Here is a 20976-nt window from a genome sequence, read left to right as displayed (position 1 = left end):
GTCCCACAAGACTGGAGCCGGCCGGGGAATGGGGGTGCGAACGGCGAAATCACTGCGTCAGAAGCATGTCTCGGAAGTCGCACCGGAGTCCCGCGGCCGGCAGCGGAAACGTAACACCGCCCCCGCTCCGGTCCCCCGGATTTTTTCCCCGCCGGGCACACTGGGCCGCATGACGACTCCCGCGAAACAGCTGCGTATCGGACTCTTCGGCGCCGGCCCGTGGGCCGAGCGCACCCAGGCGCCGGCCATTGCCGCCCATCCCGGTGTCGAGTTCGCCGGAGTCTGGGCCAGGCGGCCCGAGGCCGCCGAGGTGATCGCCACGGCGCACGGCACGGCCGCGTACACCGGAGAGGACGGCGCCGACGAGCTTCTCGCCTCCTGCGACATCGCGGCCTTCGCCCTGCCGCCGGACATCCAGGCGCCGCTCGCCGTGCGGGCCGCCGCGGCCGGCTGTCATCTGCTGCTGGACAAGCCGGTGGCGACGGATGTGGCCGCCGCCCGGGCCGCGGCGGAGGCCGCCGAGCGGGCCGGGGTGGCGTCCGTGGTGTTCTGCACGCTGCGCTTCGCCGCCGACACCGCGGCCTGGATCGAGGACCGGGCCGCGGCGAAGGGCTGGTACACGGCGCATGCGCGGTGGCTCGGTTCGCTGTTCGCGCACGACAGCGACAGCCCGTACGCCGCCTCGCCCTGGCGGCGCGAGAAGGGCGGGCTGTGGGACGTCGGCCCGCATGTGCTGTCCGTGCTGATCCCCGTGCTCGGCGACGTGACCCGGGTGACGGCCGCCCGGGGGCCCGAGGACACCGTGCACCTGGTGCTGCGGCACGCGTCGGGCGCTTCGAGCACGGCGACCCTGGGGCTGAGCGCGCCGGTGAGCGCCTCGGGCGTGAGCATCGATCTCGTGGGCGAGCCGGGGACGGCCTCGCTGCCGGAGTGGGGGGACGCGGTCGGATCGTTCCGGGCCGCGCTGGACGCGCTGGTGGAGTCGGCGCGCACGGGACGGCCGCACAGCTGTGACCTGGCGTTCGGACTGCGGCTGACCGAGATCCTCGCCGAGGCGGAGGCGCAGCTGCCGGCCCGTGAGGGGGAGCCGCGGCTCCCGTGAGGGGACCTGACGGGTGGGGAGCCGCGGCTCGTCGGGGGTGGCGAACCGCGGCTCGTCCGGTGGGCGCGCACGGGTCACCCCCCGCGCGCGCCCGGGCGGTGCCGCGTCCGTCTGTCCCGTTCCGCACGGGCGCTACTCCCGGAGGCGGGGGCAGGCAGCGCCCCGCCGCATGAGCGCGGAACGGGTCGTCCGGTCACCCGAAGCGCGTGGACGCTTCGGATGACCGCTCCGAAGGAGGGACGGGCACCGGCCCGGACTGCGCCGGGTCAGCCCACGCGCTCGATGCGCGCCTTGCGGATCAGGAACTTGCCCGGCTCCCGTACCTGCTCGAAGGCGGCGTTGTTCAGCAGCGCGCAACTGCCGGAGGGGGACGCGACCTTCACCGTCGTCGACTTGTTGTTGTCGAGGTTGGTCACCTTGAGCGTGGTGCCGATCGGGAACTGGTTGCTGGAGGCGGCGGGCTCGCCGGCCTCGCCGGAGAGCGTCACGGTCGAACCGGCGCAGACGACCTCGCCCACGGCTCCGGCGTCACCGCCGCCGGCCTCCTCGCCGCCGCCGTTCGCGGGCGGCTGCTCCTCGGCCGGCGGGGCCTCCGCGGGCGGTTGGGCGGGCGGCTGCTCCTGCGCCGGGGGCTGCTGCGCGGGCGGCTGGGCCGCCTCGCCGCCCCCTGTGCCGACTTCACAACCCGAGGCGGCCTGCTTTCGTTTGATCTCCTCGATGACGGCCTGCCGGTTGGCGATACGCGCCTCGGACTGCGCGTCCGGGTTGGCGCGCTGGTCGGCGATGAACCGCTCGTTGTTCTGCAGGGCCGTGACGAGCCCGTCGCAGGCGACCGATGCCTGGCTGGTGCCGGTCATCGCGAAAGCCCCACCGCCGACGACGGTTGCTGCGCCGACGAGCAGAGCGATCTTCTTCTTACCGGTGAGGGTCTTCTTGCGGGACACGTGGGACTCCTGTCGGGTCGGTTCCGTGTGCCCCTACGTACGAGTAGGCGGGTCGTCCGACTCAAGGCCCTCACCCGCGACTTCCTTAACTTTTCTTAAGGTTGGGCCAGGTGGGAGGGGTGTTCCTGCCGCCGTACATCACGCCGGCGGCAGCGCGCGTCAGGCCGGCGGCAGCGCGCGGCACAGGGCGTCCAGGGCTCCCGCGTACAGGTGCTCGGGCGGGGTGGCGTACCCGACGACCAGACCGTCCCGGCGTGTGCCCGCCGCCTCACCCGGGCCGCCACCGGGCCGGCGGAAGTCGGCGAGCCCCTCGACCGCGAGCCCCTGCCAGGCCGCCGCCTTGACCACGGCCCGCTCCGTTCCCGGCGGCAGCTCCAGGACGGCGTGCAGTCCGGCCGCGATCCCCGTCACCCGTACCTGCGGCGCCCGCTTCGCCAGCAGCGCGACGAGCTGATCGCGCCGGCGGCGGTACCGCAGCCGCATCCTGCGGACATGGCGGTCGTACGCGCCGCACCGGACGAAGTCCGCCAGCGTCAGCTGTTCGGTGGCGCTGGAGTACTGCTCGCGCTCGCCCTTCGCCGCCAGGACGTCGTCCAGCAGCTGCGGGGGAAGCACCATCCAGCCGATCCGCAGGGTGGGGGAGAGGCTCTTGCTCACGGACCCCATCAGCACCACTCGGTCCGGGTCCAGGCCCTGCACGGCGCCCACGGGCCGGCGGTCGTAACGGAACTCGCCGTCGTAGTCGTCCTCCAGGACCAGACCGCCCGACGACCGTGCCCAGTCCACGAGGGCCGAGCGCCGTTCGGCGTGCAAGGGGCCGCCGGTCGGGAACTGATGGGCCGGAGTGAGCAGGACGGCGCGTTCCCTGCGCAACAGGGCGATGTCCGCACCGTGTTCGTCGACCGGCAGCGACACGGTCCGCACCCCGCTGTCGGTCAGCAGCGCGTGGTGGAAGGGCAGCCCGTACTCCTCGACGCCCCACCGCCCGCCCACCACCCGCGCGAGAAGACGCAGCGCATGCGCGGCACCCGAGCACACGACGACCCGGCTGGGGTCGGTCCGCACCCCGCGCACCCGGCCCAGATACTCCGCCAGCGCCTCGCGCAGCTCAGGTCGTCCCCGCGGATCACCGGGCCCGAAGGTGTCGTGCGGTGCGGCGGTCAGCGCCCGGCGCGCGGAGGCCAGCCAGGCGGCGCGGGGGAAGGCGGACGGATCGGGGCGGCCCTGCGTGAGGTCGTACGCCGGCCGGTGTTCGGGTGTCGCGGTGCGTGGCCTGCGTACGGGCGTGGTGGGTTCCGTGCGATCTGCGACGCGGGTCCCCGAGCCCTGTCGCGCGGTGAGCCAGCCCTCCGCGACCAGTTCGGCATAGGCGTCGGCCACGGTGTTGCGGGCGATACCGAGATCGGCTGCGAGCGAGCGGTACGGCGGCAGCCGGGTGCCCGGCGCGAGCCGCCCGGTCCGGATCGCGTCCCGCAGCGCACGCATCAGGGCCGCACGACGGCTGCCGCCGCCGGTGAGTTCCAGATGCAGGTCGGCACCCAGGATCTCCGCCGGATTGACCCATGAATCTGCCATGAAAATGCACCCTGTCACCGGTCTTCTGTCTCACTAGATTCGTACACATGACGACGACAGAGATCAACCGCAGCGCCGCCCGCATCAACTTCGCCAAGCTGGCCCCGAAGGCGTTCCGCGCCGTGATCGGCCTGGACGCGGCGGCGCGCGAGGGACTGGATCCGACGCTGGTGGAGCTGGTGCAGATCCGCTCCTCGCAGCTCAACCACTGCGCCTACTGCCTTCACATGCACACCGGTGACGCCCGCAAGGCCGGCGAGAGCGAGGAGCGGCTGCACATGACGGCCGTGTGGCGGGAGGCCGCGCACTTCTTCACGGCGAAGGAGCAGGCGGCGCTGGCGCTCACCGAGGCGGTCACGCTGGTCGCCGACGGCGGGGTCCCGGACGCGGTGTACGCCCGGGCGGCCGAGCACTTCGAGGAGCGGGAGCTGGCTCAGCTGCTCGCGCTGATCTTCACCATCAACACGTGGAACAGGATCGCGCTGGCGACGGGGAAGGTGGCCGGCACGGACGAACGCTGACCGCGGAGGGAGCCTCGGTGGTGGGGAGGGCCCATGACGGGTACGGGGAGGGGGCGTTCAGTCGTGCGGAGGGCCCACGGCGGTACGGGGAGGGGCTTTCGGTCCTGCGGCAGGGCCCGGGGCGGAACGGGCGCCCCGGCCGCCCGGATCGGCCCCGCGACCGTGCGGCGCGGGGCCCGGGCGCGACCGGGTCTCAGCCGTGGCGCCCCAGCGCGTCCCGTACCGCCTCGTCCGTCCGCGCGACGACGGCGGTCCCGTCGTCCGCCGTGATGATCGGCCGCTGGATCAGCTTCGGATGCCGCGCCAGCGCCTCGATCCACCGGTCGCGTGAACTCTCGTCCCGGGCCCACTCCTTGAGCCCGAGCTCCTTCGCCTCCGTCTCCTGCGTCCGGGTGATGTCCCACGGTTCGAGCCCGAGCCGGCCGAGGACGGCGCGGATCTCGTCCTCGGTCGGCACCTCGTCGAGGTAGCGGCGGACGGTGTACGAAGCGCCTTCCGCGTCGAGCAGATTCACCGCGCTGCGGCACTTCGAACAGGCGGGATTGATCCAGATCTCCATCCCGCCACGGTACCGCTCACCAGCCCCTCAAACACCGTCTGGCCAGGGGGGATTGTCAGTGGCGGCCAGTAGAATGAACAGTAGTTCGGGATGGTCCCGCCACCGTGCCAGGAGGTTGCCGATGGCTGTAGCCAGACTCATGAGGAAGCCCGCCGACACCGAGTTCCCGCAGGCGACGAGGAAGCCACTGCCGGCCGGACAGCCGCGCGAGTGGTACGTGACGCACAACCGCCGCCTGAAGGCCATGCGGCTGACGATCGCCCTGCTGGACTCGGGCATCTACCACCCGGCGACCGCGGACAACACGAGGATACGAGCGACTGCGGAGCAGATCGGAGTGCACCCGCCCTCGGACACGACGTGCCGGATGGTGCGTGCGCTGATCCGCTACGGACGCTGACCGGCGCGGCTGTCGCGACCGCCGCCCCCGCCCACGGCGCCGCCGTCGTCACTTCGGTGACGACGGCGGGGCTCCTTCCCGCCCCCCAAGGGCGGTTTGTCCGGTTCCCGCAACAAAGCGCGCAGCTGAGGGCACAGTTGGCGGCCCGCGGAGCATGCTGATGCCACTCGGTTCGAACCGTTCAGGGGGGCCGCCATGCCGCACCCGTCCCGCATCCTTCCCCGACTTCCCGGAATCCGAAGACTCTGCGTCCTGCCGACCGCCGGCGCACTCGTCGCCGGCACCGTGCTCGCCTTCGCCCCGTCCGCAGCCGCCGAACCGGCCACGCCCGCCGCCTATCCGGCGGGCGCGAGCGCGACGCGCTACTCCGGACTCGCCTTCGACACCTGCACCGCACCGCCGCTGTCGGCCATCCAGGCATGGTCCGCCTCGCCGTACCGCGCCGTCGGCGTCTACATCGGGGGCATCACCCGCACCTGCGCCCAACCGCAGCTCACCGCTCCGTGGGTGGCGTCCGTATCCGCGCTCCAGTGGCGTCTGCTGCCCATCTACAAGGGACTTCAGCCGCCGTGCGGCGGCAAGCCCACCGACGCCAAGATCAGCCGTGCCGCGGCGACCGCCCGGGGCCAGGGCACCGCGGCGGCGGCCGACGCCGTCGCCAAGGCGAAGGCGCTCGGCATGGTCCCCGGCAGCGCCGTCTACAACGACATCGAGCACTACACCCAGACCGACGCCACCTGCCGGACCGGTGTGCTGGCGTTCGTCTCCGCCTGGACGAAGGAGCTGCACCGGCTCGGCTATGTCTCGGGCGTGTACATGAACCTCAACTTCGGGGCCAAGCAGCTCTCCGACGTCTACACGTCCACCTCGTACGCCCGTCCCGACGCGCTGTGGATCGCCCGCTACGACTCGGTCGACTCCCTCAAGGGCTGGACGAACATCCCCGATGTGCGGTGGCCGCTGCACCAGCGGGCCAAGCAGTTCAAGGGCGGCCACAACGAGACGTACGGCGGTGTCACGATCAACATCGACACCGACCGGCTCGATTCGCCCGTCGCCACGGTGGCGTACCCCTACTCGGTCACCAGCACCACCGCGCTGAACGCCCGGACCGGCCCGTCGACGACCTATCCGGCGGCGAAGTCCTATGCGCCGGGGACCACGGTGAGGGTCGTGTGCCAGACGCCCGGCCCGGCTGTCGGCGGCTCCCCGGTGTGGGACAAGCTCGCCGACGGCACCTATGTCACCGACCGCTATGTGAGCACCCCGTCGAACACCGGCTACAGCCGCCCGCTGCCGCTGTGCACGTACCCGTTCCAGACGACCACGGGTGTCGCCGAACGCACCGGTCCCGGCACGTCGTTCCCGGCCGGAGCGGTCCTCGCGAACGGGTCACTGGCCTGGGTGTACTGCCAGCGGGCAGGCTCGGCCGTCGGCACGACATCGGTGTGGAACCGTACGGAGAACGGCCGCTACGTCTCCGACTACTACGTGTCCAATGCCAGCAACACGACCTACAGCAAACCGGTGCCGCGCTGCTGACGCCGGTGGGGGCAGGGTGAGTTCAGACAGCCGGGCCGGACGCCGTCGCCGCCACCACGGTGTCGCCCACGGCGAGCGTGCCGTGCCGTACGACCGCCGCCTTCATGCCGAAGCTCACCCTGTTGTCGTACGCGGGCTCCCGCCGGTACCCGGCGAGCGTACGGATCGGTTCGGGACCGGCCCGCAGCCCGGTGCGCTGGTCCACCATCGGTACCGCGCACCTCGCCGCCCGTACGGCATAGGCGAGTCGGGCCGTACCGATGTCCAGTTGCCGCATGTCGTCCTCGGCGTGCGGTGCGTCGCAGCCGGCGAGCACGATGTTCGGCCGGAAGCGGTCCATCGGAACGGGCGCGGCCCCGGCGGCCTCGATCCGTGCGTGGAGACCGTCCAGCGAAGCCTGCGAGGCGACGAGGACGGCATGCGCGTCGGCGAACCCCACCTTGCCGGGCGTCTCGCCCCACCCGTCCCGGTCGAGCCCCGGCGGCACCCGCACCAGCCGTGACTTCGCCCCCAGCACTTCGGAGAACCACTCCGCCACGTCGTCCCCCTGATCGGCGCCCTCCCCGATGTCGCGCCCGAACATGCTCACCGGCCGCCGCTCACCGTCGTGGTCGACGTCCAGCAGCAGACTCCCGACCCCGTCGGCGGACAGCCGCAGCACGGCACCGCCGTCGACGATCTCGGGCCGGACGGTGGCCATCGCCGGCAGCGTCCGCTGACTGCGGAAGGACCCGTCGACGGCGTCGACGGCCATGAACGTACGGTCGTGCTCCAGCCCCGTCTCCCCGACCCGGGAGGACTCGACGTCCGTCCCGGCACAGCCCTTGACCGGGTAGTACGTCAGTTTCTGCACAGTGATCCCCATGCTGTCCGATCGTACGGGCGAGTGCCGGGGGAGTGGACGGGGACCGGCGAGGCCGGGTACGGCCCGGGCCCCGCCCGCGAGCCGGGCTCAGCCCGTCGGCGCGCCGAACCAGCGCGGCAGCCGGGCCACCAGGTCCCGCTGGTCCTCGCCCACCCATGCCACATGGCCGTCCGGTCGCAGCAGGACCGCGGGCGCGTCCAGTTCCTCGCTGACGTCGACGACATGGTCGACCCGGTCCGCCCAGCCCTTCACCGAGAGGCGGCCGGTCTGGTCGAGCAGCAGGCCGCGGCCCTCGTGCATCAGCCCGTAGAGGCGGCCGCGCTTGAGCTGTACGTCCCGCAGGCGGCTGCCGAGCAGGTCATGTCCCTCGCCGAAGTCGTAGCGGACCTCGACCGCGGTGACCATCCCGGTCACGTACCGGTTCACCTCCTCGAAGTCCATCAGCCTCCCGATCAGCTCCCGCAGGGCGGTCGCGCCCGGATCGCTTCCCAGCATGGTCATCTGCGCCCGCGTGTTGGTCAGGACGCGGGCGCCCACCGGGTGCCGTTCGGTGTGGTAGCTGTCCAGCAGGCCCTCCGGCGCCCAGCCGTCGACCGCCGCGGCCAGCTTCCAGCCGAGGTTGAACGCGTCCTGCACACCCAGGTTGAGCCCCTGTCCGCCGGTCGGCGGGTGGATGTGCGCCGCGTCGCCGGCCAGCAGCACCCGGCCGACGCGGTAGCGCTCGGCCTGCCGGGTGGCGTCGCCGAAGCGGGACAGCCAGCGCGGCGAGTGCACGCCGAAGTCGGTGCCCGCGTACGCCCGCAGCTGCTTCTTGAACTCGTCGAGGGTCGGTGCGGTCGCGCGGTCCTCGGCAACGCCCTCGGCGGGGACACCGACCCGCCACACCCCGTCCGTGCCCTGGGCGACGCCGAAGCGGAGCTGGGTCTTGCGGACTTCCTCGACGACGGCAGCGATCGTCGCCGGGTCCTCGGCCACTTCCATCTCGCCGAGCAGCGTCTCGACCCTCGACGGCTCGCCGGGGAAACCGACGCCGAGCAGCTTGCGCACGGCACTGCGGCCGCCGTCGCACCCGACGGCATAGCGCGAGCGCAGGTGCGTGCGTCCCCCGCCGGCTACGCCCTCATGGGCGGGGGCGCCCCCACTCGCCAGCTCGACACGCACCCCGTGCTCGTCCTGGCTCAGCCCGACGACCTCGCAGCCACGCCGGATCTCGGTGCCGAGCTCGACGGCGCGCTCCTCCAGCAGCCGCTCGGTGACCGGCTGCGGGGTGGCGACACCGTACGGATGCGCCGTGTCCAGCCGCTCCGGCCACGGCTTCATGATGCCGCCGAAGAGACCGCCGACCCGGAACTTCTCACTGACCGCGAGGAACCGGTCCAACAGGCCGCGCTGGTCCATGACCTCGACACTGCGCGCGTGCAGACCCTGCCCGCGGGACTCCCCGGTGCGCTCGTTCAGCTTCTCCAGCACGACCACCTGCACGCCGTGCAGCCGCAACTCGCAGGCCAGCATCAAACCGGTCGGTCCGCCGCCGACCACGATCACGTCAATCATCGAAACGCCCATTCAACGAGACTGGATTCCGGCCGTCCGCGCGCTGAGCGCGCATCTGCTGTTTCCGCAGGTCCTGGCTTCGGCGGATCATTCTGCGGGACGACCGGGGCCTTGCCGCAAGCCCCCCGGTGCGCTATACGTTGAGAGTGGCAAGGAGTCGAACCCTCCTTGCCCTTCGTCGTCTCCGGGCGTCCTTCGATCGATTCAGAGGCGGGCCGCGAGCCCCTTCCTCACCGTCGGCCACTCGTCGGCCAGGATCGAGAAGTAGACCGTGTCCCGCCAGGTGCCGTCCGGGCGCAGCCGGTGACGGCGCAGGACTCCCTCCCGCTGGGCCCCGAGGCGCGCGATCGCCTTCTGGGAGCGGAGGTTCATGTGGTCGGTCTTCAACTGGACGCGGCCCATGCCCAGTTCCTCGAAGGCGTGGGTGAGGAGCAGCAGCTTCGTCTCGGTGTTGACCGCCGTACGCCAGAAGGCGCGGCCGTACCAGGTCCAGCCGATCTCCAGGCGCTCGTTCTCCACGTCGATGTCCATGTACGTGGTCCAGCCGACCGCCCGGCCGGTGGGGCGGTGGACGACTGCGAAGGGGATGTACGTGCCGCGCGCGGCGCTGTCGAGCAGAGCGTCGAGCTTCTCGCCCAGGGCGTCCTGGGTGTGCGGTGTCGGCCCGCCCTGCCAGCGCCAGACCTCGTCGTCACCGCCGCCCGCGGCGAACAGGTCGGGGAGGTGGGCCGTGGTGAGCGGTTCGAGGCGTACATGGTGGCCGGTCAGCGTGACGGGCGCGGGCATCGTGGCAGGCATGCGCACCGACGCTAGCCGGATTATGTACTAGCCGCAACATGTGATCGCACTAGTGCAAAATGCGGGAAGGTGTGACGACGCGCCCGCCGATGATTCTCCGGCGCGGTGGAAGTCTGTCTCTGCGACGGCACCCGGCGAGCAGAAGGCGGAGCGATGACCAGCCTGCACGACATCCTGAAGGACCAGGTCGACAAGGGATCGGTGCCCGGAGCCGTGGCTCTGGTGGCCCGCGGCGACCGGGTCGAGGTCGGGACCGCCGGGTCCCTCGACGCCGAGGGCACCGCCCCGATGGCCCGGGACTCGATCTTCCGCATCGCCTCGATCACCAAGCCCGTCGTCGCGGCCGCGGCAATGATGCTCGTCGACGACGGCCTCGTCGCGCTCGACGAGCCGGTCAGTGCGTGGCTCCCGGAGCTGGCGTCACCGGTCGTCGTGCGTACCCCGGACGCCCCGGTCGACGACGTGGTCCCCGCCGCCCGGCCGATCACCCTCTTCGACCTGCTCACCTTCCGCGCCGGATACGGCTTCCCGTCCGACTTCTCCCTGCCGGCGGTCGCCCCGCTGTTCGGCGATCTCAAGCAGGGCCCGCCGCAGCCGCAGACCGTCGCCGGGCCGGACGCGTGGATGGCGGCCCTGTCCCGTATCCCGATGCTGCACCAGCCGGGCGACACCTGGCTGTACAACACCTGCTCCGACATCCTCGGTGTACTGATCGCCCGCGCGTCCGGCCGGCCGCTGCCCGAGTTCCTCCACACGCGGCTGTTCGACCCGCTCGGCATGAGGGACACCGCCTTCGCCGTCCCGGCCGGCGAACTCGACCGCTTCACCTCCGCCTACCGGGAGGGGCAGTCGGGCGGCCTCGACCTGATCGACGCCCCCGACGGGCAGTGGAGCACCCCGCCCGCGTTCCCCTCCGGTGCGGGCGGGCTGGTCTCGACCGCCGACGACTGGCTCGCCTTCGGCCGCATGCTCCTCGCCGGAGGGACCGTCGACGGCCGCAGGCTGCTGTCGGCAGCGTCGGTGCGGCAGATGACCACCGACCATCTGACGGCGTCCCAGCGCGCGGACAGCCACCTGTTCCTGGAGGGTCAGGGCTGGGGGTTCGGCGGATCGGTCGACGTCGCACCGGTCGATCCCTGGAACGTACCGGGCCGCTACGGCTGGGTCGGCGGCACCGGGACGGCGGCGCACATCACGCCGTCCACCGGCACGGTCTCGATCCTGCTGACCCAGCGGGAGATGGGCGGGCCGACCCCGCCGGCCCTGATGCGCGAGTTCTGGCGGTACGCGGCCGACGCCTGAGCCGCGGCCGTTCGGGGCGGGGCGCCCGGCGCCGTACGGGCCGTGGCGCCGGGCCCCGCGCGTACGCCTCCGTCACGCGCCCCGGTGGGACCTCAGTGCGCGATCCCGTCGATCAGCTCCCGTGCACCCTGCCGCAGCAGCGCGACCGCCACCGACGTCCCGAGTGTCGCCGGGTCCAGCGGGCCCGCCCACTCGTGCGCGTTCAGCACCCGCTTGCCGTCGGGCGTGAAGACCCGCGCCCGCAGCGACAGGTCCCCGGAGCGCTCCGCCCGCGCGTACCCGGCGATCGGCGAATTGCAGTGGCCCTGGAGGACGTGGAGGAACATCCGCTCGGCCGTCGCCTCCCGGTGGGCGGCCGGATCGCCGAGACCGCTCACCGCGTCGATCGTCGCGGTGTCGTCCTCGCGGCACTGGAGCGCGAGGATTCCCGCACCGATCGGCGGGCACATCGTCTCGACGGACAGGACCTCGCTGATCACGTCCGCACGCCCGATGCGCTCCAGACCGGACACCGCGAGCAGCAGCGCGTCCGCGTCCCCGGCCGCGAGTTTCTCCAGCCGCCGGTTGGCGTTGCCCCGCATCGGCACGCACTCCAGCTCCGGGTGCGAGGCGGCCAGTTGCGCGATCCTGCGCACCGAAGAGGTACCGACCCGGGTCCCGGCCGGCAGCTCGTCCAGGGTGAGTCCCTCGGGGTGGATCAGGGCGTCCCGGATGTCGTCCCGCTCCAGGAAGGCGGCGAAGGTCGTCCCGGCCGGCAGCGGCCGGTCCGCGGGCACGTCCTTGACGCAGTGCACCGCCAGATCCGCCTCCCCGGCGATCAGCGCCGCATCCACCTCCTTGGTGAACGCGCCCTTTCCGCCAAGCTTGGCCAGGTCCCCCATCCAGCGGTCCCCGGAGGTGGTGACGGGCACGACCTCCGTACGGATTCCGGGGTGCAGCGAGGTCAGTTCGGCGCGGACGCGCTCGACCTGGGCGAGTGCCATGGGCGACGAGCGGGAGACGATACGGATGAGATCGGGCGCAGACATGCCGACCACCATAGAGCGTCCCGCTCGACGATCGTTCCACTCCCGGCGGACTCCCGGCGCGTTCACCGCCCGGCCACACCCCTCTGCGCAGTGTGACGAGTCACAGACAACCCGGCGGTGCTGTGGGAGCTTCAACTCTGCTGCTCTTCAGGTGAGTTGAGATCAAGGATGAGGGACTGATCGAATGAGCACCCTGGAAGCCCTGCCACTCGACCATGTGGTCGACACCGCCCGCTACCCCCTGTCCGACCTCGAAGGCGCCGCAGGACAGGCGGTCGTGTCCCGCGCGCGTCGCGAACTCGCCGCCACCGGCTGCACCGTACTGACGGACTTCATCCGTGCCGACCTGCGCGAGGTGCTCCGGCAGGAGTGCGCGGACATCGCCCCTCGCGCCCACTTCGACGTCGAGACCGTCAACGTCTACAACATCGCCGTCGACTCCGACCTCCCGGACGGACACCCCGGCCGGACGACGTTCCGGCGCGGCAACGCCTTCGTCGCCCGCGACCGGGTCCCCGAAGCCTCCCTCATCAGCCGGCTGTACACCCATCCCGACGTCCAGTCCTTCGTCGCCCGCTGCTTCGGCCTGCCCGAACTGCACGAACTGGCCGACCCGCTGTCCGGTCTCGTACTCAATGTCGTCGAGCCCGGTATGGAACACCCCTGGCACTTCGACACGAACGAGTTCACCGTGAGCATGCTGACCCAGCAGGCCGAGGCGGGCGGCGTCTTCGAGTACTGCCCCGGCATCAGGTCCGCCGAGGATGAACGCTTCGACGACGTACGGGACGTGCTGGAGGGGCGGGGCGAACGGCTCGTCCGCCGGCTGCCGCTGCAACCCGGCGACCTCCAGCTGTTCAAGGGCCGCTATTCGCTGCACCGCGTCAGCCCCGTCCGCGGCGGCCTCGCCCGCCACTCCGCGATCTTCGCGTACAGCGAGCGGCCCGGCGTCATCGGGAGTGTGGCGAGGACCCGCCAGCTCTTCGGTCGGGTGCTGCCCGACCACATCGAGGCGGAGGGCCGGGCGGTCCGCGGCGACCGGCTGCTCGACTGACGTACGGCCCGGATGCCGGCCGAGCAGCCGATCGGCCGGCGTACGGCCCCGGCGCGCGGTGACCCGCCGCCGTTTCCCCGGCGCATTTCCCCCTGGCGACCCATCGAGGAGTCATGCCTGTGCGTTTCGACGCGACCGGAAAAGTCACGCTCGACCACATCTACACACAGCCGGACCCGCGCGCCTACTTCAGCGTGCTGCGCCCGCTCGGCTACTGCGTTCCCCAGCAGGCCAAGCCCTATTTCGAGAAGCTGATCAAGGAGTACCGGGAGGCCCGGCACGTCGAGGTGCCCCAGGTACTGGACATCGGCTGTTCGTACGGCATCAACGCCGCCCTGCTCAAGTACGACGCCACCATGGACGAGTTGTACGCCCGCTACTGCGGCGACGAGGACCGGGCCCGTGCCGAGGAGGACACACGGTCGCGGGAGGAACTGGTGGCACGGGACCGCGGGCTGTCCCGGTCGCGGCGGCCCGCCAACGGCCTGCGCGTGGTCGGTCTCGACACCTCGGCGCCCGCGCTCGACTACGCCCGGGAGACCGGCTTCCTCGACGACGCCGTCCACGCCGACCTCGAACGGAACGAGCCCACCCCTCGCCAGCGAGCCCAGTTCGCCGGGACCGACCTGGTGATCTCGACCGGCTGCCTCGGCTATGTCACCGAGCGCACCCTGCTGCGCGTCGTCGAGGCGCAGGAGGGCGGCCGGCCGTGGATGGCCCACTTCGTGCTGCGGATGTTCCCCTTCGACTCCGTCGAACGCGCCCTGGAGGGCCTCGGCTACCGGACGATCCTCGTCGACGAGGTCTTCAAACAGCGCCGTTTCGCCTCCCCGGAGGAGCAGGCCCTCGTCCTCGACGGCATGTCGGCCGCGGGGGTGGATGCGCGGGGCCTGGAGGCGGAAGGCTGGCTCCACGCACAGCTCTATCTCTCCCGGCCGCAGGACACACCACCCGTGCCCACCACGATCTGAATCGAGTACAGAAGTGAAGATCAGTCAGGAAGCAGCAGGCAATGCGACCTTCGCCCAGGAGGAGAGCCTGCCGCGGGTACCGCTGCCCGCCCTCGAGGCGAGCTGCGAGCGGTTCCTCACCTGGTGCGCGCCGCTGCTGTCCGCCGGCGAACTGGAGGCGACGCGGGCGGAGGTGGCCGAGTTCCTCCGCCCGGACGGCCCCGGCCGGGTCCTGCACGGCGCGCTGGAGGAGTACGACGCCACCGAGGGCGTGCACAGCTGGCTCGACACCTTCTGGCCGTACCGCTACCTGGGCCGCCGGGACCGGATCGCGCTCAACGCCAACTTCTTCTTCCTCTTCCAGGACTCCGACCAGCCGCAGGTGGAACGCGCGGCCGGGCTCATCGCCGGGGCCCTCGACTACAAGAGCCGGCTCGACCAGGGGCTGATCGAGCCGGTGGTGCAGCGGGGCGTACCCCAGTCGATGGTGCAGAACGCCTTCCTGTTCTCCACCACCCGTATCCCCGGGGCGCAACTCGACTCCGTCCGCGCCCCGTACACCGACGCCTGCCCGGGGCCGTCCCCGGCCCGGCACATCGTCGTCTTCTTCCGCGGCGCGATGTTCCGGCTGGACGTGCTCGGACCGGACGGGGCGCCGCACAGCCTGGAGGACCTCGAAGCGGGCCTGTGCGCCGTCATGAAGGCCGGGGGAGAGCCCTCCGCCGACACCTCGGCGGGGCACTTCACCACCATGGCCCGCGCGGAGTGGGCGGCCACCCGTGAGTCCCTGATCACCGGCCACCCGGTCAACGCGGCGGCCATCGAGGACATCGAGACCGCGCTGTTCTGCGTCGCTCTGGAGGACTTCGCCCCGGCGGGCATCCAGGAGGCCTGTGACGAACTGCTGTACGGCGACCGCGGCAACCGCTGGTTCGACAAGGCCGTGTCCCTGATCGTGTTCGCGGACGGCCGGGCCGGTATCAACGTGGAGCACTGCGAACTGGACGGGACGACCATCCTCAGCTTCGTCGACGCGCTGCTGAACACCCCGGCGGAGGAACAGTCCCGGCGGTCGGGCGCCCGCCCGCAGGGCATGCCGGCCCTGGAGCCCATCGTCTTCGAACTGGACGAGGCGCAGCGCGACCGGGCCCGGGCGGCCGCCGAGGCGTTCGCCGCGTACGGGGCCGACACGGCCACCAGGACCGTGTCCTTCGAGGACTTCGGCAGCAGCGCGGCGAAAGCGCTCGGGGTGTCGCCGGACGCCTTCGTCCAGGTCGCCTACCAGCTCGCCCACCGGCGCGCGAAGGGGCACCTGGGCGCCACGTACGAGTCGATCGCCACCCGGCAGTACCGGTACGGGCGCACCGAGGCGATGCGGGTCGTCACCCCCGAGATGGTCACCTTCACGGACACGATGGAAGACCCGTCGACGGACACCGCGACCCGCCGCGCGGCCTTCCACGCCGCTGCCCGGGCGCATGTGACCCGCGCGAAGGAGTCCCAGGCGGGCCAGGTCCCCGAACAGCACCTGTGGGAGCTGGAACTGATCCAGCGCCGCCGGGGCGCGGAACTGGGCGTACCGGTACAGCCCGGGCTGTACCGCACTCCGGGCTGGCTGACGATGCGCGACGACTACCTCAGCACGAGTTCGGCCCCCTCGGCCAACATCCAGTACTTCGGTTTCGGCTCGACGAGCAGCCGCTGCATCGGCATCGCGTACGTGCTGCTCCCGGAGCGCTTCAACCTCTACCTGAGCACACCACGGGCGGTGGCGGACCAGATGGAGACGTTCGCGGAGGAGCTCCGGGGAGTGGTGGCGGAGCTGAGGGAGCTTCTGTCACCGGAGGGTTCGGAGCGCTGACACGCATCGGCCGGTGACGAGGGGGCCGCCATCCCGAAGGGGGTGGCGGCCCCCTCGCGTGATCATCGGGTATCGAAGCATCGATGCGTCTTTCACGGCCTCTGCCCCTTGTCGGCGGCGGTGGGCAGTTTGTCATTCGCCCCTGTCGGTGCGACGACGGCTGCTAGCTTCGGCCCATGGGGAACCAGATGCACGTCCAAGTGCCCGCGGATCTTTGGGAGTTCCTGGACCGTGAGGACTTCGACTCAGTCGATTCCTTCCGCAGCCCGGACCAGTGGGCGCAGGTGGCACAGGGAGTCATCACCGTCGCGGACCAGGGCTTGGGGGTGGGGGCGAATCTGGTCACGGTGATCCTGGGCCGGGACGCCATCGCGTCATTCGTCGAGCAGGTGCGGACCTGGAGCGGCCGACGGCGGGCAGCGGAGCCGCTCGGGGGGTTCGCGGCCGAGCTCACCGTCCGAGTGGGCGACACGGAGTCCCGGGTCACCATCACCCGCACAGGACCGGCCGACAGTGCGGCGGAACCGGACACCGAGGCGTTGGCCAGGCTGCTGGCCTCGGCGATGAGCGGAAGCCGCAGCGAGGACCGGACAGCCTGAGGTGCTCGGCCGATCCGAGAAATCGCGGTACCTGGCCTCGGCGCGGGCCTACAAAGAGATCCAGGACCGCTTCAACGCGGCGATGGCGGGCGGAACGGGGCTGGAGGACGTCAGGGACGACGTCTGGGATCTCCAGATGAAGCTGGTCATGGAGTTGGCCAGAGACGCACCGTCCACGGCCGTCGCCGGGCCGCTGCAATCTGCCGCGCGCCTGTCGTTCCAGATCGAGTGCAGCACCGGCGTGGACTGGGTTCGCGCCACCACCTCCGGACTCGCCTTCGCCACGGCATGTGCGTCCGCGGAGGCGTTCTTCGGCCGTCGTGGTGAATCCATGCCGCGTGATCTTCTCGGCGAGATGCGCGGCGTGGCCATGCTCGCCGCCTACGCGGGGCATCGCTGCGGGGCGCCTCTCGTGGGCGTCATGGTGGCCGAGGCGATCACTTCGCTGTCGCTCGGCGACCGGATGGTGGCGAGAGAGCTGACGGCCACCGTCGAAGACGAGGGGCCCGAGGCGCTCCAGCAGCTCCTGGACGCGCTTGTGCGGCAACCGGATGTCTCCTTCCGTCAGACCCGCAGAGCGGCGAAGCGGGCCAAGGAGTCCGGTCTCGGCATGCCGGAGATCATGCAGCAGACGTTCGAACGGGACTGGTTGGCCCGGGAGGCACCGGCCGGAAGACAGGGGTTGGTCACCTCACCCTTTGCCGTCGCCTCGGTGCGGGCCGCAGCCTCCAGCGGGCGGACCCTCGTGTATCTCGCCCCAGGTCCCAGGAGCGGCGCCGCACTGCGGATCAATCCTCCCGATGCCCAACGGGAGATGTGCGAAAGCGTCGAACTCCCCGGCCTGGACATCGACGCCGTGCGCGGCCAGGTGCATCGGATCCGGGAGGCGTACGCCGGGGCGCAGAGCGGAAGCATCGGCAGGAAGGCACTCGCCAGGGTGATCCGCAGCGTCCTCGACGGCGTGGCCTCGGCGTTCTGGGAGCCGATGCTCAGCGGCTGGCCGGATCTCCGGGACGCCAGGATCGCTCTCGTACCGCTGGGGCACTCCGCGCTGCTTCCGTTGTACGCGTCCCCTCTCTCCCCGGTGGACGGAACGCCTGCCTGCGGCCTGCTGGATGTGACCGTGGTCCCCTCCGGCAGGGCTCTGTTCCTGGCATCCACGTGGCCGCTCCCGGCCGGCAAGGACGCATTCGTGGCGGCGGATCCCTGGTACGGCGCGGGAGAGATTCCACGGACGGTTCCCGAGGCACGAGAAGTCGCGGCGGCGCACGGTGTCGAACCGCGACTGTCCCGGGAGCCGGGGGAGACCGTGCCCGGAGACCGGGCACGCACGGGTGGAGACCCGTTGCGAACGTTTCGCGGGGCGGGCGCGGGGACCGGCCCGGGCGGCAGCGGTGGCGTGCCGGAAGACATCGTCAGGCGCATGTCCGAGGCGTCGTTGATCCATCTCGCCTGCCACGGCGATCTTCAGTCGGACGAGCCGCTCACCTCGTCGCTGCTCCTCGACGACCGGTTGCCCTTGTCGAGCCTGTTGGAGCGGGACCTGCGTCCGGGAGCGACCGTGGTCCTGTCCGCCTGTGAACTGGGAAGCATCGCCGGTGACCTCCCGGACGAGCAGCTCGGCTTCCCGGCCGCGCTGTTGGCGATGGGCGCCCGCTCGGTGATCGGCGCGCTGTGGCCGGTGCCGGACGAGGACGAGACGGTGGACCTGATGGTCGACACGCATCGCGCGCTGTCGCACACGTCGGCGACGCTCGCGCTCGGCCAGGCGATACGGCGATCGCACGAGCTGGGCGTCCCTGCGTCGGTGTGGGCGTCGTTCACACACTTCGGCGCGTGAACGCACGGGGGCGCGGCGTCTCAATGGGCCGCACTGCCGGCCCGTCCGGCGATTGAGGTCATGCCCGTAGGGCGTGCGGGACAGTCCGGTCCGCGGGTGGCTCCGAGGCGCGGCCCGGTTGCGGGGCTCCCCGGCGGAAGGCGAAAGGCCGCCGGCCGCGCCTCCCCGTGAGGGAAGTGCACGGCCGACGGCCCACACACGGCCCGGACGAGCGGAAACCCGCTCCGACCCGGGGTCTTCCTAGATGTCGAAGTACAGCTCGAACTCGTGCGGGTGCGGCCGCAGCTGGATCGGGGCGATCTCGTTCGTCCGCTTGTAGTCGATCCACGTCTCGATCAGGTCGGACGTGAACACGCCACCCGCCTGGAGGTACTCGTTGTCCGCCTCCAGCGCGTCCAGCACCGCCGGGAGCGAGGTCGGGACCTGCGGGACGCCCGCGTGCTCCTCGGGGGCCAGCTCGTAGAGGTCCTTGTCGATCGGCTCCGCCGGCTCGATCTTGTTCTTGACGCCGTCCAGGCCCGCGAGCAGCAGGGCCGAGAACGCCAGGTACGGGTTCGAGGACGGGTCCGGGGCGCGGAACTCGACGCGCTTCGCCTTCGGGTTCGAGCCCGTGATCGGGATACGCATCGCAGCCGAGCGGTTGCGCTGCGAGTACACCAGGTTGACAGGCGCCTCGAAGCCCGGGACCAGGCGGTGGTAGGAGTTCACCGTCGGGTTGGTGAAGGCCAGCAGCGACGGCGCGTGCTTGAGGATGCCGCCGATGTAGTAGCGGGCGGTGTCCGACAGGCCCGCGTAGCCCTGCTCGTCGTAGAACAGCGGCACGCCGCCCTGCCACAGCGACTGGTGGACGTGCATGCCCGAGCCGTTGTCGCCGAAGATCGGCTTCGGCATGAAGGTCGCGGTCTTGCCGTTGCGCCAGGCGACGTTCTTCACGATGTACTTGAAGAGCATCAGGTCGTCGGCCGCGGCCAGCAGCGTGTTGAACTTGTAGTTGATCTCGGCCTGGCCGGCGGTGCCCACCTCGTGGTGCTGGCGCTCGACCTGGAGGCCGTTCTTGTCCAGCTCCAGGGAGATCTCGGCACGCAGGTCGGCGAAGTGGTCGACCGGCGGGGCCGGGAAGTAGCCGCCCTTGTAGCGGACCTTGTAGCCACGGTTGTTCTCGAGCGCACCGGTGTTCCAGGCGCCGGCCTCGGAGTCGATGTGGTAGAAGCTCTCGTTCGCCGACGTCTGGAAGCGGACGTTGTCGAAGACGTAGAACTCGGCCTCCGGGCCGAAGTACGCGGTGTCCGCGATGCCGGTCGAGGCGAGGTAGGCCTCGGCCTTCTTGGCGATGTTGCGCGGGTCGCGGCTGTACTGCTCGCCCGTGATCGGGTCGTGGATGAAGAAGTTGATGTTGACGGTCTTGTCGCGGCGGAAGGGGTCGACCCGGGCGGTCGACAGGTCCGCGCGGAGCGCCATGTCGGACTCGTGGATGGCCTGGAAGCCGCGGATCGACGAGCCGTCGAAGGCAAGCTCGTCGTCCGGGTCGAACGCCGCTGCGGGGATCGTGAAGTGCTGCATCACGCCCGGCAGGTCGCAGAACCGGACATCGATGAACTTGACATCTTCGTCAGCGATGAACTTCTTCGCGTCGTCGGCGTTCTGGAACATCCAACTCCTCCTACTCCCGACCCGGGAGGGGCGGGGTTGCAGCTCGGTTGTGCGGCCAGTGCGGTGGCACACGCTGGGACCCGACCTTAGGCAGACGGGATTTCTCCAGCATGACCCATTTGTTTCGCCCAAGTTAACCGGGCGGGGTGGATCGAGAGAGTGACATGCGCGCGCGGAACGGCCGGGGGCCCGGGCGGAAAGGCGTGAATGCGGGCGCAGTACCGTGGACGGGTGGACAACAGGCAAGCAATCGGATCGTGGCTGTCCGGCCCCCGCGCGGCGGCCGAGGACATGGGCGCCGACTTCGGACACCGGGGCCGGCGACTCGGTCTGCCGGAGTCGGGGCCGGGTTCCATCGCCCCGCTCGGGCGGCGCTTCGGCGCCCTTTTCGTCGACTGGGGGCTCTGCCTCCTGATCGCATACGGACTCTTTGCCCAGGGTGACCGGCAGGCGGCCGGCAACTGGGCCCTCGGCATCTTCCTCGCCCTGGGGCTGCTGACCGTGGGCACGGTCGGGTTCACCCCCGGCAAGCGGCTGCTCGGGCTGCGTGTCGTGTCCGAGGAGGGCGGCCGGCTGGGCTTCGTCCGGGTCGCCGTGCGGACCGTACTGCTCTGCCTCGCGATCCCGGCTCTCATCTGGGACCGGGACGGCCGTGGACTGCACGACCGCCTGGCCCGCGCCGTCCAGGTCCGGATCTAGTGCCGCTCCCGGCAGGCTCTGCCCTGTCGCGGCACTGAAAAGCGCACACCGAGCAGGCACGGGCGGCAGAGCAGGGGAGCAGGCGCAGGCGGCGGAGCAGGCGAGAAGGGGCGGCCGGGACACATGTCCCGGC

The 20976-nt window shown here is 71.3% G+C and carries 19 protein-coding genes; 11 read left to right on the top strand and 8 right to left on the bottom strand.

Features of this window, described 5'->3' with window-relative positions; translation table 11 throughout:
- Positions 1-169: 169 nt before the first annotated feature.
- The gene (locus ACFWU3_RS25675; protein ID WP_384442054.1) at positions 170-1102 is read left to right on the top strand and encodes a Gfo/Idh/MocA family protein; all 933 of its coding nucleotides are present in this window, start codon (positions 170-172) and stop codon (positions 1100-1102) included.
- 266 nt (positions 1103-1368) lie between these two features.
- On the opposite strand, the gene ACFWU3_RS25670 is transcribed toward ACFWU3_RS25675, so the two are convergent.
- The gene (locus ACFWU3_RS25670; RefSeq protein ID WP_384442051.1) at positions 1369-2046 is read right to left on the bottom strand and encodes a hypothetical protein; all 678 of its coding nucleotides are present in this window, start codon (positions 2044-2046) and stop codon (positions 1369-1371) included.
- 159 nt (positions 2047-2205) lie between these two features.
- Positions 2206-3621: a PLP-dependent aminotransferase family protein gene (locus tag ACFWU3_RS25665; protein ID WP_384442048.1), complete on the bottom strand. Its 1416-nt coding sequence runs from the start codon at positions 3619-3621 to the stop codon at positions 2206-2208.
- 47 nt (positions 3622-3668) lie between these two features.
- On the opposite strand from ACFWU3_RS25665, the gene ACFWU3_RS25660 reads away from it, so the two are divergent.
- A complete protein-coding gene (locus ACFWU3_RS25660) occupies positions 3669-4142 on the top strand; it encodes a carboxymuconolactone decarboxylase family protein (protein WP_340472711.1) in 474 nt (157 codons plus the stop codon).
- Between the two features lie 193 nt (positions 4143-4335).
- Here the strand turns inward: ACFWU3_RS25660 and ACFWU3_RS25655 are convergent, their stop codons facing one another.
- Positions 4336-4701, bottom strand: a complete 366-nt coding sequence (locus tag ACFWU3_RS25655; protein ID WP_384442045.1) for an arsenate reductase family protein — start codon at positions 4699-4701, stop codon at positions 4336-4338.
- A gap of 121 nt (positions 4702-4822) precedes the next feature.
- Between ACFWU3_RS25655 and ACFWU3_RS25650 the strand changes: the two genes are divergently transcribed.
- Both ACFWU3_RS25650 and ACFWU3_RS25645 read left to right on the top strand, forming a co-directional pair.
- Positions 4823-5101, top strand: coding sequence for a hypothetical protein (locus ACFWU3_RS25650; RefSeq protein ID WP_384442042.1), 279 nt, complete (start codon positions 4823-4825; stop codon positions 5099-5101).
- A 195-nt stretch (positions 5102-5296) separates the two neighbouring features.
- Entirely contained in the window at positions 5297-6643 is a 1347-nt protein-coding gene (locus ACFWU3_RS25645) for a glycoside hydrolase domain-containing protein (RefSeq protein WP_384442039.1), read from the top strand.
- A 22-nt stretch (positions 6644-6665) separates the two neighbouring features.
- Here the strand turns inward: ACFWU3_RS25645 and ACFWU3_RS25640 are convergent, their stop codons facing one another.
- From ACFWU3_RS25640 to ACFWU3_RS25630, 3 genes are all read right to left on the bottom strand, one after another.
- Positions 6666-7508 (bottom strand): MOSC domain-containing protein, encoded by an 843-nt coding sequence (locus ACFWU3_RS25640; protein ID WP_384442036.1) that lies wholly within the window; start codon positions 7506-7508, stop codon positions 6666-6668.
- 87 nt (positions 7509-7595) lie between these two features.
- Positions 7596-9062: a rifampin monooxygenase gene (rox, locus tag ACFWU3_RS25635; protein WP_384442033.1), complete on the bottom strand. Its 1467-nt coding sequence runs from the start codon at positions 9060-9062 to the stop codon at positions 7596-7598.
- Between the two features lie 204 nt (positions 9063-9266).
- Complete coding sequence (locus ACFWU3_RS25630; protein WP_384442030.1) at positions 9267-9860, bottom strand: GNAT family N-acetyltransferase; 594 nt, start codon at positions 9858-9860, stop codon at positions 9267-9269.
- 153 nt (positions 9861-10013) lie between these two features.
- On the opposite strand from ACFWU3_RS25630, the gene ACFWU3_RS25625 reads away from it, so the two are divergent.
- Positions 10014-11162 (top strand): serine hydrolase domain-containing protein, encoded by a 1149-nt coding sequence (locus ACFWU3_RS25625; RefSeq protein WP_384442027.1) that lies wholly within the window; start codon positions 10014-10016, stop codon positions 11160-11162.
- Between the two features lie 92 nt (positions 11163-11254).
- On the opposite strand, the gene hemC is transcribed toward ACFWU3_RS25625, so the two are convergent.
- A complete protein-coding gene (gene hemC / locus ACFWU3_RS25620; RefSeq protein WP_384442024.1) occupies positions 11255-12190 on the bottom strand; it encodes a hydroxymethylbilane synthase in 936 nt (311 codons plus the stop codon).
- 184 nt (positions 12191-12374) lie between these two features.
- Here hemC and ACFWU3_RS25615 point away from each other — a divergent pair, with 184 nt between their 5' ends.
- The 5 genes from ACFWU3_RS25615 (at position 12375) to ACFWU3_RS25595 (ending at position 18494) form a co-directional block, all read left to right on the top strand.
- Entirely contained in the window at positions 12375-13244 is an 870-nt protein-coding gene (locus tag ACFWU3_RS25615; protein ID WP_384442021.1) for an arpA protein, read from the top strand.
- 113 nt (positions 13245-13357) lie between these two features.
- Positions 13358-14215: a class I SAM-dependent methyltransferase gene (locus ACFWU3_RS25610; protein ID WP_384442018.1), complete on the top strand. Its 858-nt coding sequence runs from the start codon at positions 13358-13360 to the stop codon at positions 14213-14215.
- Positions 14216-14228: 13 nt separating this feature from the next.
- Positions 14229-16055 carry a choline/carnitine O-acyltransferase gene (locus ACFWU3_RS25605; protein ID WP_384442015.1) on the top strand — a complete coding sequence of 609 codons (1827 nt, stop codon included), beginning with the start codon at positions 14229-14231 and terminating at the stop codon, positions 16053-16055.
- A gap of 176 nt (positions 16056-16231) precedes the next feature.
- Positions 16232-16654, top strand: coding sequence for a hypothetical protein (locus tag ACFWU3_RS25600; RefSeq protein ID WP_384442012.1), 423 nt, complete (start codon positions 16232-16234; stop codon positions 16652-16654).
- A gap of 1 nt (position 16655) precedes the next feature.
- Positions 16656-18494, top strand: coding sequence for a CHAT domain-containing protein (locus tag ACFWU3_RS25595; RefSeq protein ID WP_384442009.1), 1839 nt, complete (start codon positions 16656-16658; stop codon positions 18492-18494).
- A gap of 240 nt (positions 18495-18734) precedes the next feature.
- Here the strand turns inward: ACFWU3_RS25595 and glnA are convergent, their stop codons facing one another.
- Positions 18735-20144 (bottom strand): type I glutamate--ammonia ligase, encoded by a 1410-nt coding sequence (gene glnA / locus ACFWU3_RS25590; protein WP_313946752.1) that lies wholly within the window; start codon positions 20142-20144, stop codon positions 18735-18737.
- Positions 20145-20375: 231 nt separating this feature from the next.
- On the opposite strand from glnA, the gene ACFWU3_RS25585 reads away from it, so the two are divergent.
- Positions 20376-20843 (top strand): RDD family protein, encoded by a 468-nt coding sequence (locus ACFWU3_RS25585; protein WP_384442006.1) that lies wholly within the window; start codon positions 20376-20378, stop codon positions 20841-20843.
- Positions 20844-20976: the final 133 nt, after the last annotated feature.

The organism is Streptomyces sp. NPDC058685 (assembly GCF_042714725.1).
Classification (GTDB): Bacteria; Actinomycetota; Actinomycetes; order Streptomycetales; family Streptomycetaceae; genus Streptomyces.
Note: the sequence above shows the minus strand (reverse complement) of the source record. Positions and strands in the feature narration are given on the sequence as shown.